Here is a 15505-nt window from a genome sequence, read left to right as displayed (position 1 = left end):
CCGAATCCGGCGCTCGCACTTGGGAGATTTTAGCTTCCTTGGCGGCTACGGCTGCCCAATCTGACGACTCCTTTATTGACCTCGTTGCCCAGGCCATGCCTTGGCAGGCTTCGACCTGAGTGAGCATCGCTAAACAGATATAAATTTATCGCTGAAGGTGATGCGACGGCGATCCTCAGACAGTTTCCACCCTGATGTTTTGTACTCGACGGAACGAGTATTTTTCTTGAATTTCGGGTATCCCTTATTCTTGAGTGCGGGATTTCTGCAATTGGCGTAGAACCGGGAAATAGCGAACCAGGCTCTTTCCACAGAAGCCTGACACGCCATTGAGTTGAGGAGCGCACACCACTCAAACTCGTACCTGAGTTGAGTGTTGTACTTCATCAACTCTTTTTTGCCTACGCCTCGATTGTCCATCCAGTACCGAAGCATTTTGTTGCGGACAAACTGAGCCGTCCGAATCATCTCGTCGATAACTCGAAACTGTTCGCCTCGTCCGTATAGTTTGGCTTCGATAACGTACATGGTGTTATCAAACTTTTTGATACTATTGTATCTTGTCTATAGGCACGATACAGCTACGGAGCTTAAAAGCTCCAACGCGTTCGTCCCACGCTTAAAAGACGTGGGCTTTGCTCCCTTCCCTGTAAACCCGCCTGAGAGCGCCAATTCTTCGATGCGTCGGCATCGATGGCGCATTGAATTCGGAACCTTGAGGCGAAAACCCGTGAGAAGAGCGCTACGAGAGAGTCCTCCCAACGAGACGCCGTGGAAGGGCGTTTGGCTGCGTTTGAGTCTCGCTGCAATGCTAGCGGGGGCTTCCAGTGCGATCGCCGGGAGCGTTTGGTTGGGAACTAAGTTAATGGTCGATCCCGATGGCCTCCACTGGCTTTCAAAACGCCTACCGACGTGGACGCATATCGCGCTCGACAGTTCCAACGCACCACAAACACTCGACGAAATTCGCACTCGTATTCGAGCGTCGGGACGGATTCCCGCCGAACCTGTGAGTTTAACGGCGGGATCGCTCGAGGGAGATCTTCTCTTTCCAGTATTGAAGGAGCGTCCGTCTCCCTGCGACGTTCAATGTCGCCAAATTGTAGAGCTTCAGGTTTACCAGCGGCTCTCGAACGAGAACAGCGTCGCCGATGGTTTGAATGGCGATCGCGGCTTCTACTATCTGGCCGATCGCGTCGCCGTGAGCGGTCCTCCCGAATCCTTTGCGATCGCGCCGTTGGTGGACGCAAAATCTGTCGCCCCAGGATCGACGCGGCCGCTTCCGCTGACGAACATCCAGCGATTGACGGAAAACGCGCCCCCAGAAGGGGTATGGCTCAACCTGATCGGCGAACGTCCGACGGGAGACACACAGCTAACTTACGGTCAAGTATTTCTCTACAACCGCGATCGCTATCATTTGAGCTTAATGCTGCAATGGAGCAGTCCCAGCGGACAACTCCCCTACTGGCAAGATTTTACCGGTGGGGGAACGGCGGAGTTCGTCGTCGAGCGCACGTTGGGTCTCGAACCGGATTTTGAAGTGTATCGCCTGCAACCGCGAAATTTCCTCCTCAATCCGGTACAACTACAACCGATTTCTCTCAACGAAGCCGCCCTAGACAGCCGGACGTATAAAAACGCGCTGTTACTGGCTCGGAGTGGGTTGTGGTCTCCCGCCCAGCAGATTCTGGAGTCGATTCGTCAAGAGAGCGGGACGCGCTGGACGCCAGACGCTCAGGCGCAATTGGATACGATCGCCTTTCATGCAGACGTAACGCGTACCCAAGCTCGGGCGTCTTGGGCGAGTCCCAACCAAAAGGTGTTGGCGGCGTTGTTAGACGGTCGTTGGACGCAAGGGTTAGAAACCTTAGAAGCTCATCTCGACGGCGGTTCGGAGATGGTACAGATGCTCGCCGCCGATACGAACCGACTGTGGCGGCGCATCGACGCGGCGGTTCGGGTCAATCCGACGGACGAGGACGCGATCGTCTGGGGGGTGTTAGTTTTAGCACTCCAGCAAGATCGCCCCCGCGCGATCGCCTGGTTGCGAGAGCAAGAAAACGTTTCTCCCGAAACCTTCGAGCGATGCGTTCGTCTGTTAAATCGATTGCAGCTCGGAAACCCTCAAGTCGATGAAGTTTGGGACACGGAGGAAGACGTCACGTCTGAAGTGGAGGAGTTTTAGCAGAGCAGGGGAGCTTCATCAGTGAAGAGTGAAGAGGGACAAGGGGAGCTGGGAAAAACAGATCGACCGTCTTCACTACTATTCCCCGTTCCCGATTCCCGATTCCCGATTCCCCGTTCCCTGAAGATGCGATCGAGGTCACAGAAAGACATCCGTACAATCACGTAAAACCGAAATTTCGATCGCACGGGATCCTTTCAAACTCGGGAACAATAGAACTACCGACATCGGAGCGAGTTTAGAAGGAGAGCGGTCGTGTCTGTAATAGATACTATTTTGGAAATCCTCCACAGCAAACAGTTGACGCCGGAACTCGAACGTCAACTCGACGCGATGCTGTGGTCTCGAGAGTTTGACGACTTAGAACTGGCAGCGTTGCGAGAATTGGAAACCTCGCTCGTGAACGGTGCGATTCGCTTGGAGTGCGGCGATCGCTGAATTTGAGGGGATTCGCTGGAACCCAATCGCTCCAGTATAATTACTTAGGCGATCTTACGCAACAATCTTTCCGTGACAATACGTAAATTCGCATTTCGTCATATGTCTTTACATATATAGCAAATCCTTACTATGTCTGCATTCTAGATAGTAAGGCGATTTGAATCTCGTCTCGATCGCAACGAGACGAGACGTTCTGCACAAAATATTCACAATTCGATCGTTTAATTAAATTAGATCGAAAACAACCCGCCAACCCATATATAAAAGGCGGGGTGATAAACTAGCCCGTTTGATAAAGGGCAAAATTATAATTCGGCCCGATCTTTTATAAAGGGCTGTTTTATATCATTAAGGCTTGTTGTCTCAGCCCGGACGTCCTCGTCCGGGCTTGTTTCCGTCAGAGTCGATTAGGGAACGAGTCGGGTGCGTAACTTTTCCTGGCGGGCGTGGGCGATCGTTTGAAAAAACTCGCTATATTCGGGATGTCCGCCCGCGAAAGCAATATTGAGAATCAGGGGATCTTCGCGATCGCGCGTATCGCCAGGGCCGTCGAGAACCACGGACACTTCATCTTGCTGTTCGATTTTGAGCGGTTTGCGGTTTTTGACCTCGCCCCCGCTGCTATCGACATAGACCACCGTATTACCCTTGTGAAACACCTGTCCGATATCTTGAATCAGTTGTAAGAAATTGCGATCGCTCCCCCCGCGACGAACCACATAGCGATCGCCATCCCGTTCGACAGTACTGTTAACCGTATCGCCAATCCCCACTAACACGGGCATTTGATGAGGATCGAAGTGCGTTTTCACCAGTTCTAACAAATCTTCGTGGCGTTTGGGGGCGTTGCGAACGCTGAACTCTTTCCCGAGGGGATACTGTCCCGTGCGACGGTAGTAGTAGCGGTTGAGAATCGCCAGAACCCCCGCTTCTTTAATCGCCCCACGAATCATAAACTGAAAATCCGTGGTTCCCGAATCTCCTGCTTTGGCGAAGCGAACAATTTCCAAACCGCGATCGTCTCGTCCCAAGTTGGGGGCGTAGTGAACGAAGAACGAATCCGTCAAGCCCTTGTTCGCCGCCTCTTCGAGAAGTTCTTCCATCAACTGCTGCATCGCCTGTTGCAGCACCACGTAGGTTTCGGGTCGATCTTGCAGTTGTTCGTAAAAAACATTGAGGTTCGCCGTCGGCGAGGCGATGTTATCCAAAACGGCGGCGTCGATGGAGGATCGGACGCGATCGCTCTCGATGGCCTCGGGACAGTCGTGACAGAACTGTTTTAGGCGATCGGCGATGCGCTGCGGAACCGTTTGTAAAAACGCCATTTCCGCTTTGCTGACGCCGGGATGGGAAACCTGGCCGTCTCGATCTTGCCATTGAACGCCACCGGCGGCCAAACCAGGAAGGTACAATCGCGCATCTCTCGCGTAAGACGCACTTCCAGCGGCGCGTTCGACGATACGGTTGACACCTCGCTGTCCGACGTGTTCGCCGTTCGTGAGGACGAAAAAGTGACCTTCAAAAGTTTTCGTCGCTTTGACGTAACCGAGATCGATAACGCGGGTGAGGGGGTCTTTGACGAGTCCCATACAGACACCATCGAGATCTTGAATTACCAAAACGTTCTCGACGTTGACGAGGAGGCGAGCCAGTTTGTCTGTTTCGAGAGAAAGTGGCGTGGTGTGAAGTAAAGGGTGAGGAGATAACATGAACAGTGTATTTGAGCGATTCTAGCGATACAGAGAACAACCGAGACTAAGGCAATTGTACGAGGTTGTCGTACGGCGGTGAAGTCGCGCTCCGTTGGGGTTTGTCTGAAATGACTCGAGAGAGGGGCATTTTAAGGAGTTCGATCGACGATTTCCAATCGCGATATTTTTTAGAGTTGGAGATATTTTTTATTGAAATTTACTTTAATATTATGTTTTTAATTTGGGTCTTATGAAGTGGAGTTCATAAACTAATAGGCCATCAATCTTGTATTGAGGAATAAAAAGAGCTAATCTAAAAGGAGAATTCAAAGGTTGTCCCAAAAATGCCCAAGAAAAAATATATTGTTGATTTAATGCCATCAGAAAGAAATGAGCTGGAGCAACTAACCCAGAAAGGAAAAACGGCAGCCTATAAAATGAATCATGCCCGCATCCTACTCTTGTCAGACATCAATCAAAAAGGAGGAGGTTGGAAAGATCGAGAAATAGGGGAAGCCTTAAATATTGGTCATGCCACCATTGAGAGGGTCAGAAAAAGATTTGTCGAAGAAGGGATTGAATCAGCCCTAAACAGACGAGAACAAAAAAATCATCGTCCAAAAATCATTGATGGAGAAAAAGAAGCCTATTTAATCGCGATAGCCTGTAGTGAAACTCCCACCGGGCAGAGCCAATGGACGCTTCAAATGTTGGCCGATAAAATGGTCGAACTGCAATATGTGGAAACCGTATCTAGAGAAACAATTAGACAAACATTAAAACAACATTTCCGATCGTTTGCTATAGCTGAGTAGTTTATCGCCAGATTCCCGGTATCTTGGAGATGCCGGGGATCTTATCGTTTTTACAGAACCCACGCCAAAACACTCAAACCCCAAAATCCTCTGTGTCTGGTGTGGTGAACCCGCAAAAACCGAACCGTTCACTGCGTTTCCCAGACAGCAGCGACGACAGACAACGCGAAAACCGGAGCGGTAACAGCCCGCAGCACACGACGCCCCAACGAAACCAGTTGACATCCCGTATCTTTGGCTTGTCGAACTTCGTCTGTCGTCCACCCCCCCTCGGGACCGACGAAAATTGAAAGGTCTCGCAGGCTGACTTCCCGCAAAGCCGTCTGTAACGCAGCATGGAAATGAGGAACCGTTCCTCGAGCGACACAGAAATACGCGGGAACGTCACCGATCGCCGCTACAGCCTCGCGAAACGAGAGCGGTTCGCTCAGTTCGGGAACGATTTGACGTTCGGACTGTTCGGCGGCTTCCGTGGCGATGCGACGCCAGCGTTTGAGTTTGTTAGAACTAGGATTGAGAAGAGTTCGCTGGCTAAAAACAGGAACGATGCGACTGACGCCGAGTTCGGTGGTTTGGCGTACCACTTCGTCGAAACCGCTTCCTTTCGGTAAAGCGGCGAACAGCGTCACAGATACGGGAAGTTCGGTCAAAACGTCGAGTTGGCGATCGATCTCCCCCAATAGAGAACCGTCTTCGTCCATCACCAGTTGGGCTTCCCACCACTGTCCTCGTCCGTCCATCGCCACGAAGCGATCGCCGACTTTCGATCGCAACACGCGTTTCAAATAATGTTCTTGGGCGGCGTTGAGATAAATAGTGCGATCGAGAATTTGCTGGGGTTCGACGGCGATGCGCTGCATGGCTTTGACGATGGGCGACAACCATCTTTGATTATCGCGGTTAACCTCCCAACACAGAACCCCAGTTCGACTCAAAAAACCGGGGTTCTGACTCGAAATACCGTCAAACCTAGGCTTCGACCGGTTCGTGTTTCTGAATTTCGCTGCTGACTTCGTAAAAGGCGGTTTCGGGAGCTTTGGCGAACAGATGAGACATTTCGTTCAAAATCGCTTCGAGTTTTTCGTTGTGATTGGCTTCCATGTCTTCTTGGTTGTCCCAAAAAATCACGGCGATACCGCGATCGGTTCCCGGTTCTTGTAACAGATACGCCCCTTCAAACCCTTGACGGTACGTGGCCACCGCACGGTCGAACAAGGTTTTCGCGTCGTCGAAAGTCCCTGGTTTAAACTCTCCTCGCGCGACATAGGCGTATTTGTGCCGCAAAAAATCCATAAAGTCACTCATGGCGCGTTCCCCTAAAACGAATCTGCAAAGATCGACAATGGCTCGAATAGGTTATCGATCTACCACGATTGACGGATCGCCGTTCGCGACATACAGGTCGATCTCGACGCCGCTACTCGCAGTCAGGTTACTCCCTATTCTCCCCCAACAGGCAAGCACAAGGCGATCGAGATAACGGTCTCTTTAGATTTCAACACTCGCGGACGTACCCCCGTTCCATCTTTTCCAGAGACCTCGAAGCGATCGAGGGAAAACCGCACCACGCGATCGCCACTCGTCACCACCACCAAATCCGCCCCGGCTTCGACGCGCAAAACCCCCATCAACTCGTCGGTTTTGTTCGCAAACTGCAACGCCTGCGTCCCGATTTCGCCGCGACGCCCTTGGCGCAACAGGTTCGCCGGAAGCCGTTTGATCCGTCCCTGGCGCGTCACCAACACCAACTCGTCCGACTCCGAGGCCACGCTCAACCCCGCAATGCGTTCGGTTTTACGCAAGCGAACCGCTTGATAGCCCTGGGCGGTACGTCCCAACACGGGAAGCTGTTCGTCGTCGATGGGAAGTCGCAACAACCGTCCGCCCGTCGTGGCCACCACGGCGTCGCTGTCGTCTCGCGTCAACTCCACATAGTCCAAACGGTCGTCTCCTTTCAACTTCAACACCGTCAACCCTCGGGCGGTGAGGTTCTCGAACTCCGAGAGGGGCAAGCGTTTGATGCGGCCTCGATCGGTCAACAACACGAACTGCTGGCGTTTGACCTCCTCTGTCAACACCAACTGCGTGGCGATCGCCTCGGGATCGCCTTGCGCCGATGGCGGTAACAGGCTGACGAGGGGCTGTCCTCGGGTGTTGCGCCCCGTGGCTTTGGCAATCTCTCCGGCTTTGGCGGCGTAAGCTTTCCCGTCGTGGGTCAACATCAGCAGATCGCGATCGGTGCGCGTAGCCACTTGCTGCAATGTGAAATCCTCGCCGTTCTCCAGCACTTGGGGCGTCTCCACGGCGTTCCCGTTGGTTTTTTGGGCGTCTTTGGGGGAAAGTCGTCGCACGTAACCGCGATGGGTCAGTTCGATGACGGTATCTTCGGCTTGCGGCTCCAAGTCGAGGGGAATCGAAGCACTGATGGGGGTCGAGGTTTTCTCGCCTGTTTTGCTCGATCGCTCTTTGGGGGCTTCCGATTGAATGGTTCCGTCCGCGTCCATGATGCGCGTCAACCGTTTGTCGCCGAACTTGCGTTTGAGGGCACGCAGGTCTTTTTTGAGAGACTTCATCAATTCGTGGCGATCGCCGAGAAGCCGTTGCAGCACTTCTCCCCGTTGGGTCAGTTCGTCGAACTCCTGCTGTAAGTTCTGTCGTTCCATCCCCGTTAGGCGACGCATGGGCATCGCCAAAATCGCCCCGGCTTGGGCTTCGCTGAACTCGAAACGGTTTTGCAACTCCATTTTCGCTGTGGTACCGTCTGGAGCGTTTCGCAGCAAGTCGATCACCGCATCGAGGCGATCGAGGGCTTGTAGCAATCCCGACAGCAGATGTCGGCGAGCTTCGAGCTTCTCGAGTTCGTGGCGGTACTGACGGACGAGAGTCCGTTCGCGGAAGTCGAGAAAATGCTGGAGGGCGTCTCTGAGACTGAGTTGGACGGGTTGGTTGTCCACCAAAGCCAGTAAAATCGCGCCGAAATTGGTTTGCAGGGGCGTTTGACGGTAGATCTGTTTGAGGACTTTTTGGGGTTTGGCTTCCCGTTTGAGTTCTATGACGACGCGAATTCCCTCGCGATCGCTTTCATCGCGAATGTCGGAAATGCCGTCGATTTTGCCTTGGTTGACCAGATGGGCGAGTTTTTCGATCCAACTGGATTTGCTGACTTGGAACGGAAACTCGGTGATGATGAGAGCGGTACGCATCGATCGCCGCGTGCGTCCGGTTTGGATTTCTTCGACTCGCACCACGCCGCGCACGGTAATGCTGCCCCGTCCGGTTTGATAGGCGTCTTTAATGCCGTTAAGACCGATAATTTCGCCGCCGGTGGGAAAGTCAGGGCCGGGAATGAGTTGAAAGAGCTTCTCGTCGGATAAATCCGGGCGATCGATCAGAGCAACCAATCCATCGACGATTTCGCCGAGGTTGTGGGGCGGAATGTTGGTCGCCATGCCCACGGCGATACCCGACGAACCGTTGAGCAGCAGGGTCGGCAGTTGCGCCGGGAGAACGACGGGTTCTTGCTGGGAGTTATCGAAGTTGCTGGTAAAGTCAACCGTGGCTTCGCCGATATGAGTTAACAGACCCTCGTTTCCCAGGGGAGCCAGGCGCGTTTCTGTGTATCGCATGGCAGCGGCCGGGTCGTTGTCGATCGAACCGAAGTTTCCGTGACCGGCTAAGAGGGGATAGCGACTCGAAAAGCTTTGCACCATCCGAACCAGAGCGTCGTACACCGCTTGGTCGCCGTGAGGGTGATATTTCCCGAGGACGTCCCCGACGACGCGGGCGCATTTACGGTAGGGGCGATCGGGAGTCAACCCCAGTTCGTGCATGGCGTAGAGGATTCGACGGTGAACGGGTTTCAAGCCGTCGCGGACATCTGGTAACGCGCGTCCGACGATCACACTCATGGCGTATTCGAGATACGATTGCTGCATCTCGGCGTGCAAAGCGGTGGAGACGATCTGTCCGCCAGAGAGTAGGTTTAACTGCTTAGCCATGAAGTTCGATTCCTCAGTGTCTGACAGGGGGTGGGAACGGAGGCGATCGGCCCGAACGTCCCCAACGCTGACTGGTTGAATGACGTGTTTAATATTTAAGCGTAACGACGCATAGCATAGCGTCGGGATGCCGTTCCCGCCAAATCCTTTTCGGGGTCAGGACTCGAGGGATCGACCCCGAAGATCGCAACGACTCGGAGGCGCGACGTTGTGAGTTCGTATCGTGATGGGGGTTTCTTGCCCAGTGCGGCGATCGACATGAATCGCATTTACGCAATCGGTCAGTTCTATCCGTTACAATTTGGGAGAGCGAGCGAACGTCGTTTCTCAAGTTTTTCGATCGATGCGAACGCTCTCAGCTCGATGCGAGATCGAGGTCTTGGCGCGTTGGTGGCAAAACGTTCTAAAATCCTATGGCAATTTTTGATAGGATTTTCGGGGTACTATCGAGGGCAGGTCGAACAGTCGCCTCCGAATTTAGGATTACGCACAATAGGTTAGTGACACAATGAAAACCGTTCTGATTGTAGAGGACGATTTAGTTAACGCGCGGGTCTTCTCGAAGATTTTAACGAAACGAGGGGGGATGGCAGTTAAGCATACGGAAAACGTGGACGAAGTGATGCAAATTGCCAAATCCCGAGATGCTGACATCATTTTAATGGACGTTTCGCTATCTCACAGCGTCTATCAGGGACAAGCAGTAGACGGGATCAAGATTACGAAAATGCTCAAAGCCGATCCCGATACGGCCGATCTTCCGATTATTTTAGTGACTGCTCACGCCATGGCCGGCGATCGCGAATCGTTTCTAGCCGAAAGTGGTGCGGATGGATATATTTCTAAACCTGTCGTCGATCACCAAGAGTTCGTCGATACGATTCTCGAATTGATGCCCGAATCGTAATCTCGAGGAGAGGGAGAGACCGTTACAGCCAACCGCGAACTCGGCTTCCGTCACGGGTACGTCAGCAGAAACGGCGAGTTACGTTTTGCCTCTCCCCTCTGCTCTCACGAAGTCCCTTAACTTCTCCTGAAAACGCAGTTCGATCGAGCTTCGAGCCAGTGGTGGCTAAGGTTGAATGGAAAACGGAGGTGTGGTTTCTTCGACTCGTGCTACGATCGCCTGCACGCGAGGGGTACTCAACAACTGTTGTGCGGCGTCGATCAGACGATCTCCCCACAAGTTCAGTTCGAGAAACTCGAGTTCAGCATAGCGCACGTCGAGTTGCAAGGCTTCTTCTGCTAGGGCTAAACCTCGTTCGACATCGCCTCGGGCGTAGAGAGCCGCCGCCATCGCTAGTTTGGGTTCGGCTTGACGGGGGGCGATGTCCGCTGACTGACGCCACAAGTCTAAGGCGCGATCGACTTGACCCATTTCGTATCGCACGAGACCGGCGTTGTTGATGGCCGGCCAAAAGTCGCCGTTCTGCTCGAAGGCGTTTTCGTAGCGTTCGATGGCGTCGCCGAAGTCCCCGCGCATATAGTAGGCATTTCCTAAGTCGAACAACGCCCCCGGTACGTCGGGTTGGAGGTCGAGTCCGGCGTTCAGTTCGTCGATGGCGCGATCGTACTCTTGGGCTTGGAAATGCGCCAATCCCAGAGCAAAGCGAACGGTGGCGTCTTCGGGAGCGAGCGATCGCGCTGTTTCTAAGGCTTCGATTCCCTCCTCGAGGCGATCGACGTTGACGTAAATATGCCCGAGAATGCCCCACGCTTGGGCGTTGTCGGGGAGCAGTTCCGTTCCGAGTTCGGCACGGGGAAGGGCTTGTTCGTACTGTTGGAACCGCGCCCACCGATCGGCTTCCTGAATTAAGCTAACGCCAATTTCTTCGAGCTGTTCGGCATCGAGTTGCAGAGTATGGGGAATGAGGGCTTGTCCGCGGGCAGGTTCTACCGTTCCTGCCAAACCGACCGCGACGAGCAAGGAAATCCAGAAATGACGCTGTGGCACTGTATCCCGTCGAAAACTTCTCAAAAAGGTCTACTTAGTAGCTTAGTCGATCGCTTCAAAAACGACAATTCGACTCCTCTCTCGAGCGAGAGAAGTCGAAAACGTGACACAAAACGACCGCAAGAGTAGAGAGATAACGAGATCTCTGACAACACTTACCAATTGTTACGTGGTAAAGTGCGATGACAATCTAGGCTGATTTTTTGTTCGGACGACCTTCAAAGGGTTGAACGCCGACGTTGGGATAGGAATCGTCGGTCGGACCGAAAATCCGTAAGAAGGCTTCAGAGACGTATTGCGCGGCTTGTTTGACGGGTTTGATGAAATTCATGGTTCCCCCTTTGTCTCTATTTTTTGAAAATGAATTAGATAATTTCCTCTAGCTTTAGGATAAAGATAAACCCAACCATTTGCGCGAGTTTGCAATAATTATTTGAATTCGTTAGTCCTTTGCAACATTTAGAAAAGTCCTCTCGCGACAAGTTGAGATCGCCGAAAATCGATCGCGACGGCGATCGCCACCGAAATAGAATCGATGCGATCTCAAATATTATTATCGATCCGATTTTTTTGAAATCCTGACAGGACAACCGATCGAACCCTGTCGGGATTCTGTCAACCGTGGCGCTCGTAACAGAAGTTGACGAATTCCTAAGTTTTTCAACAAGGGCGGTCGATCGCGCCGACGCGAATGTCAAAATCGATCGCATTTCTTGACATTGCCAGTCGAGCGTCGCCCCTCGAGACGTCCGAACTCAGCGCAACGACGCCCGGTCAAAGTGCGATCGCCCGTGTCCGACTTCCCCCGAAACCCGTATCATAGGGATTCGTCCGCTGTTTCGGAGATCGCCGCTATGGTGCAATCGTCAGAATTGCAAAACGAAATTGTCGAAGCCCTGCAAAATCCGCCAGAGTTGGATTTCGACCTCCCGAACCCGGAGGACGAAGCCCTTCCCGAGTTCGAGTTCCTACAGCAAGTCGATCGCGCGTGGTTAGTTTGCGATCGCTTCGACTTACAAACTGATATTTGGCGCGGACGCATCCTCAGAGCCGTGCGCGATCGGGAAAAAATTGGCGGAGAAGGGCGCGGAAAAGGCTTTCTGAAATGGTTGCGCGATCGTGACATCAGCAAAAGTCAAGCCTACTCGCTCATCGAACTGGCCAACAGCGCCGATACCCTCCTCGAAGAAGGAAAACTCAACCCCGACGCCATCAACAACTTCAGCAAACGCGCCTTTGTCGAAACCGCCCACTCCCCTGTCGAAGTCCAGCAACTCGTGGCCAGCGCCGCCCAAGACGGCGATCGCATCACCCGACGGGAAGTCAAACAACTCTCCGACGAATGGACGGCCATGACCTCAGAACTCTTACCCGAGGAAGTGCGCGAAAAAGCCGCCGATCGCTCGCTTCCCGCCCGTCACGTCGCCCCGTTAGTCCGAGAACTCGAAAAACTCCCCGAAAACTACCAACAAGAAATCCAACGAGAAGTCTCGGAAAATCCCGACGTCGATAGCATCAAACAACTGACCAGCGACGCCCGAAACCTCTCTAAATACATCGACGCCGCCGCCCAAGTCCAAACCCTGCGAGAGTCGTCCTTAGACTTGGAAATGGCACTCGAAGAAGCCCTGCGCGTTGGCTGTTTGAACGTGGCCTCCGATTTGGTCAAACAAGCCGCCCAACTCGAACAGACGGTAACGAAACTGTACGCGACTTGGAAACGACTGGCCGATCGCGCCGATCGCTTGTACGTCGATACGGGGGCGAGTACGCCTCACCTGCGATCGCTCGTCACCTGCATCGAACGCATCACCGGACAAGTTATCGAAGTTCCTCTCGATGAAAGTGGTGAAAACACCGTTCGGCTACAAATTCTCAGCGATTAGCTTCTCGGCGGGAATAGACCTAATAGTGAACGGCGACGGGCGTTCCCACAGACGCCCAATAATACAACCATTCAGCATGGTTGACCGCGACGTTAGTGCAACCGTGGCTGACGGGAACGCCAAAGGAATCGTGCCAGTACGCGCCGTGAATGGCGTAATTGCCGTCGTAGTACATGGTATACGGCACGTCGGGAACGTCGTAGTCAGCCCCTTGCATCCGAGCGGATTCGTATTTCACGTAAATCTCAAAGACGCCAGTTGGCGTGGGGGTCGCGTCAGTCCCCGTCGAAACGTACACGGCGTAAACGGGAGTATCGCCTTCCCAAGCGATAAGGCGTTGGCCGCTGAGGTCGATCTCGATCCAGCGTTGCCCGGACTGTCGCAGTTCCCACATGACGTCTTCGACGTAATACTGCGCCACTTCGACGGTGTCTGCGGTGGGGAGTTTCGGGTTTCCCGCTTCGACAGGCGCACTAAACCCCAAGGCCGCGAGACCGATGGCGATCGGCGTCAACGCGATAGAACTGTACTGCCAAATTCGAGGAAGTGTGGGGACTGACATGGTATCCGATCGAGCGACTCTGTCTCGATTCTAGCAATTGCAACGAACCGGTTACGGCTTGACTATGACGATCGGTCAAACGACACGCGATCGCCCTCGGAATTCCCATCGATCGCAACTTGAGAAGTCCGATCCCACGTCAGAACCCCAGCATCGCGACAACACTGGGGTTTCCGAAATATGTCCTTGAGGAGCGATCGCTTATTTCTGTTCGGGATGTTCTTCTTTAGCGGCTTGACAGCCTAAGTCGTTCAAACGCCAAATCATTTGATGCAAGCGGCCGAAATTTTTCTGATTGAAGTGCATGACGAGCCGAGGGAGAGGTTCGGTTGCGTCGCCAATTTCTTTCGGTAGAGCTTGAGATTTTTCAATGCGTCCCGTGACGAGAATATCGCTGAATTCTTCGTTGAGTTGTCGAACTGTTTCGTCAGACAAGGGACATTTCAAACGAATGACAAACAGTTCGTTGACGTAACGACTCGAGTGATATACCCGATAAAATCGGCGAATGGCGTTACAAGCATCTTCGACATCGTCGGCGATCGTGTACAAGCTCAAATCTTCTTCGGAAATCGTGCCGTTTTTCAACAAGCAGTTTTTGAGGTACTCCTGCCAACCGTACCAGTAATCGCCTCCGGGTCGATCGATCAAGACGAGGGGAGCCGGGCCGTATTTCCCCGTTTGACTGAGCGTAATCGTTTCAAACGCTTCGTCCATCGTGCCGAAGCCGCCGGGAAAAAGGGCGATCGCGTCGCTTTCTTTGAGGAAAAACAGCTTGCGGGTGAAGAAGTATTTGAAATCGATCAGTTTGGCGTCGCCGCTAATGTAAGGATTCGACTCTTGCTCGAAGGGAAGTTGAATGTTCAATCCGAAGGATTTTTCAGCTCCAGCACCTTCGTTTCCCGCTTCCATGATGCCACCACCGGCCCCGGTAATGACCATAAAGCCGTACTCGACGAGACGGCGAGCGAATTCTCGAGCGATACAGTATTCCGGGGCGTCGTACGGCGTGCGCGAAGACCCGAAAATGGAGACTTTACGAACGTGGCGATAGGTCGAAAAGATCTCCAAACCTCGCTCCATATCTTGCAGCGAGTGACTCAAAATTTTCCAGTCGAGGCGATCGGTATCCTTCGTGGCAATTTGCGCTAGAGTCGAGAGAGAGCGACCGATCCACTGCCAATGTTCGAGGGTCGGCAGCTTCTCGATCAAATCGGAAATTTCGACAGACAAAGTCTCGAAAGAGTTAGGTGGTGTTGCCATAAACCGTATTTGAAGCGCAGTATCTTATTTTACCGAGTGCGCGAGAATTTGAAAAAATTGCTCAGTACTCGACGCCTCGCGATCGCCCTTCCCTCGAGATGACGCTCGCGTCAGTGTTACAGTTATCTTTATCTGTCGTTTCGTTTGAAGCCAGCGTTCGCGTCGAAGCGCGCCCCCCCCACAAACTAACGCTGGAGGAACTGCAACGAGTTACAGCTTACCAAAAATCCTGGGTATAAAGCCCCGTCCTAGAAGGACGGCTTTTGAGTTCTAGGGCCTGTCATCAATTAAGGGTATTGACAAGAGGAGTGAAATGTGTGTAGCCTGCTATGCGTTCACTCAAGATAGCTCAAAACCGGGATGACACGGCGCTACGCTTTACGAGACGACCAATGGCAACGCATCGAACACTTGCTTCCGGGTCGTCCGGGTACAGTTGGGGTCACAGGTGAACTACCACTCATCAATTGCGAGGCGATTGATGAGTGGTAGTTCACCTGGCTTAACTTTCTGGAGGACTCCTCCACGTTCAGTCACTTTTGTCAACCCATGTAATTGATGACACGCCCTAGTGCAGCGTCAAAACTTAATTTTAGGGTAGACCGAGGCCAGCTTGCAGCGTGCGTCCTCTACCTTCATCTGCCAGTCAACCCCGCGCTGGGAATGGTTAATGTCGCTCGACCAAGCAGCGGTTTCCGCTCGTAACT

General features: G+C 53.0%; 18 protein-coding genes and 2 pseudogenes. 10 read left to right on the top strand and 10 right to left on the bottom strand.

Features of this window, described 5'->3' with window-relative positions:
• Positions 1-129: 129 nt before the first annotated feature.
• On the bottom strand, positions 130-528 hold the full coding sequence (locus POG22_RS21485; RefSeq protein WP_498907068.1) for a hypothetical protein: 399 nt from the start codon (positions 526-528) through the stop codon (positions 130-132).
• A gap of 151 nt (positions 529-679) precedes the next feature.
• On the opposite strand from POG22_RS21485, the gene POG22_RS21480 reads away from it, so the two are divergent.
• Both POG22_RS21480 and POG22_RS21475 read left to right on the top strand, forming a co-directional pair.
• Positions 680-2188 (top strand): hypothetical protein, encoded by a 1509-nt coding sequence (locus POG22_RS21480; protein WP_498907067.1) that lies wholly within the window; start codon positions 680-682, stop codon positions 2186-2188.
• A gap of 255 nt (positions 2189-2443) precedes the next feature.
• Entirely contained in the window at positions 2444-2626 is a 183-nt protein-coding gene (locus tag POG22_RS21475) for a hypothetical protein (RefSeq protein ID WP_150128434.1), read from the top strand.
• A 410-nt stretch (positions 2627-3036) separates the two neighbouring features.
• Here POG22_RS21475 and stpA read toward each other — a convergent pair whose 3' ends face one another.
• A complete protein-coding gene (gene stpA, locus POG22_RS21470) occupies positions 3037-4338 on the bottom strand; it encodes a glucosylglycerol 3-phosphatase (RefSeq protein ID WP_063716713.1) in 1302 nt (433 codons plus the stop codon).
• A 326-nt stretch (positions 4339-4664) separates the two neighbouring features.
• Here stpA and POG22_RS21465 point away from each other — a divergent pair.
• A pseudogene (locus POG22_RS21465) lies at positions 4665-5108 on the top strand (helix-turn-helix domain-containing protein); the annotation flags it as partial.
• A 155-nt stretch (positions 5109-5263) separates the two neighbouring features.
• Here the strand turns inward: POG22_RS21465 and POG22_RS21460 are convergent.
• From POG22_RS21460 to POG22_RS21445, 4 genes are all read right to left on the bottom strand, one after another.
• The gene (locus POG22_RS21460; protein ID WP_498907066.1) at positions 5264-6016 is read right to left on the bottom strand and encodes an RsmE family RNA methyltransferase; all 753 of its coding nucleotides are present in this window, start codon (positions 6014-6016) and stop codon (positions 5264-5266) included.
• Positions 6017-6104: 88 nt separating this feature from the next.
• Positions 6105-6440 carry a hypothetical protein gene (locus tag POG22_RS21455; protein WP_063716714.1) on the bottom strand — a complete coding sequence of 112 codons (336 nt, stop codon included), beginning with the start codon at positions 6438-6440 and terminating at the stop codon, positions 6105-6107.
• Between the two features lie 134 nt (positions 6441-6574).
• Positions 6575-9133, bottom strand: coding sequence for a DNA gyrase/topoisomerase IV subunit A (gyrA, locus tag POG22_RS21450; RefSeq protein WP_498907065.1), 2559 nt, complete (start codon positions 9131-9133; stop codon positions 6575-6577).
• A gap of 95 nt (positions 9134-9228) precedes the next feature.
• The gene (locus POG22_RS21445) at positions 9229-9393 is read right to left on the bottom strand and encodes a hypothetical protein (protein ID WP_498907064.1); all 165 of its coding nucleotides are present in this window, start codon (positions 9391-9393) and stop codon (positions 9229-9231) included.
• A 248-nt stretch (positions 9394-9641) separates the two neighbouring features.
• On the opposite strand from POG22_RS21445, the gene POG22_RS21440 reads away from it, so the two are divergent.
• On the top strand, positions 9642-10040 hold the full coding sequence (locus tag POG22_RS21440; protein WP_017660066.1) for a response regulator: 399 nt from the start codon (positions 9642-9644) through the stop codon (positions 10038-10040).
• A 165-nt stretch (positions 10041-10205) separates the two neighbouring features.
• Here POG22_RS21440 and POG22_RS21435 read toward each other — a convergent pair whose 3' ends face one another.
• Together POG22_RS21435 and POG22_RS21430 are read right to left on the bottom strand one after the other, a co-directional pair.
• The gene (locus tag POG22_RS21435) at positions 10206-11087 is read right to left on the bottom strand and encodes a tetratricopeptide repeat protein (protein WP_063716716.1); all 882 of its coding nucleotides are present in this window, start codon (positions 11085-11087) and stop codon (positions 10206-10208) included.
• A 190-nt stretch (positions 11088-11277) separates the two neighbouring features.
• Positions 11278-11418, bottom strand: a complete 141-nt coding sequence (locus tag POG22_RS21430) for a hypothetical protein (protein ID WP_017660068.1) — start codon at positions 11416-11418, stop codon at positions 11278-11280.
• 119 nt (positions 11419-11537) lie between these two features.
• Here POG22_RS21430 and POG22_RS21425 point away from each other — a divergent pair, with 119 nt between their 5' ends.
• The 3 genes from POG22_RS21425 to POG22_RS21415 all read left to right on the top strand — a co-directional run bounded on the left by POG22_RS21425 (position 11538) and on the right by POG22_RS21415 (position 12973).
• Positions 11538-11669, top strand: a complete 132-nt coding sequence (locus POG22_RS21425) for a hypothetical protein (protein WP_498907063.1) — start codon at positions 11538-11540, stop codon at positions 11667-11669.
• A 109-nt stretch (positions 11670-11778) separates the two neighbouring features.
• Entirely contained in the window at positions 11779-11910 is a 132-nt protein-coding gene (locus POG22_RS21420; RefSeq protein WP_498907062.1) for a hypothetical protein, read from the top strand.
• 31 nt (positions 11911-11941) lie between these two features.
• On the top strand, positions 11942-12973 hold the full coding sequence (locus POG22_RS21415; RefSeq protein WP_063716717.1) for a hypothetical protein: 1032 nt from the start codon (positions 11942-11944) through the stop codon (positions 12971-12973).
• Between the two features lie 19 nt (positions 12974-12992).
• Here the strand turns inward: POG22_RS21415 and POG22_RS21410 are convergent, their stop codons facing one another.
• Positions 12993-13535 (bottom strand): L,D-transpeptidase, encoded by a 543-nt coding sequence (locus tag POG22_RS21410; RefSeq protein WP_498907061.1) that lies wholly within the window; start codon positions 13533-13535, stop codon positions 12993-12995.
• Between the two features lie 37 nt (positions 13536-13572).
• Here POG22_RS21410 and POG22_RS21405 point away from each other — a divergent pair, with 37 nt between their 5' ends.
• A complete protein-coding gene (locus POG22_RS21405; RefSeq protein ID WP_498907060.1) occupies positions 13573-13725 on the top strand; it encodes a hypothetical protein in 153 nt (50 codons plus the stop codon).
• Between the two features lie 11 nt (positions 13726-13736).
• Here the strand turns inward: POG22_RS21405 and POG22_RS21400 are convergent, their stop codons facing one another.
• Positions 13737-14798, bottom strand: coding sequence for an LOG family protein (locus POG22_RS21400; RefSeq protein ID WP_017660072.1), 1062 nt, complete (start codon positions 14796-14798; stop codon positions 13737-13739).
• A 98-nt stretch (positions 14799-14896) separates the two neighbouring features.
• Here POG22_RS21400 and POG22_RS21395 point away from each other — a divergent pair, with 98 nt between their 5' ends.
• Together POG22_RS21395 and POG22_RS21390 are read left to right on the top strand one after the other, a co-directional pair.
• Positions 14897-15037, top strand: coding sequence for a hypothetical protein (locus tag POG22_RS21395; protein ID WP_498907059.1), 141 nt, complete (start codon positions 14897-14899; stop codon positions 15035-15037).
• A gap of 121 nt (positions 15038-15158) precedes the next feature.
• Positions 15159-15245 (top strand): annotated as a pseudogene (locus POG22_RS21390) (IS5/IS1182 family transposase); the annotation flags it as partial.
• Between the last annotated feature and the right edge of the window lie 260 nt (positions 15246-15505).

Origin of the sequence: Geitlerinema sp. CS-897 (genome assembly GCF_028368005.1) — a bacterium.
Classification (GTDB): Bacteria; Cyanobacteriota; Cyanobacteriia; order Cyanobacteriales; family Geitlerinemataceae; genus Baaleninema; species Baaleninema simplex.
The sequence above is the reverse complement of the archived record's forward strand: the minus strand, read 5'-3'. Positions and strand labels throughout refer to the sequence as shown.

Coding starts and splice junctions, on each gene's coding strand:
- POG22_RS21485 (WP_498907068.1), bottom strand. CDS start 528: ATGTACGTTATCGAAGCCAAACTATACGGACGAGGCGAACAGTTTCGA.
- POG22_RS21480 (WP_498907067.1), top strand. CDS start 680: ATGCGTCGGCATCGATGGCGCATTGAATTCGGAACCTTGAGGCGAAAA.
- stpA (WP_063716713.1), bottom strand. CDS start 4,338: ATGTTATCTCCTCACCCTTTACTTCACACCACGCCACTTTCTCTCGAA.
- POG22_RS21455 (WP_063716714.1), bottom strand. CDS start 6,440: ATGAGTGACTTTATGGATTTTTTGCGGCACAAATACGCCTATGTCGCG.
- gyrA (WP_498907065.1), bottom strand. CDS start 9,133: ATGGCTAAGCAGTTAAACCTACTCTCTGGCGGACAGATCGTCTCCACC.
- POG22_RS21445 (WP_498907064.1), bottom strand. CDS start 9,393: ATGTCGATCGCCGCACTGGGCAAGAAACCCCCATCACGATACGAACTC.
- POG22_RS21440 (WP_017660066.1), top strand. CDS start 9,642: ATGAAAACCGTTCTGATTGTAGAGGACGATTTAGTTAACGCGCGGGTC.
- POG22_RS21430 (WP_017660068.1), bottom strand. CDS start 11,418: ATGAATTTCATCAAACCCGTCAAACAAGCCGCGCAATACGTCTCTGAA.
- POG22_RS21420 (WP_498907062.1), top strand. CDS start 11,779: ATGTCAAAATCGATCGCATTTCTTGACATTGCCAGTCGAGCGTCGCCC.
- POG22_RS21415 (WP_063716717.1), top strand. CDS start 11,942: ATGGTGCAATCGTCAGAATTGCAAAACGAAATTGTCGAAGCCCTGCAA.
- POG22_RS21410 (WP_498907061.1), bottom strand. CDS start 13,535: ATGTCAGTCCCCACACTTCCTCGAATTTGGCAGTACAGTTCTATCGCG.
- POG22_RS21400 (WP_017660072.1), bottom strand. CDS start 14,798: ATGGCAACACCACCTAACTCTTTCGAGACTTTGTCTGTCGAAATTTCC.
- POG22_RS21395 (WP_498907059.1), top strand. CDS start 14,897: ATGACGCTCGCGTCAGTGTTACAGTTATCTTTATCTGTCGTTTCGTTT.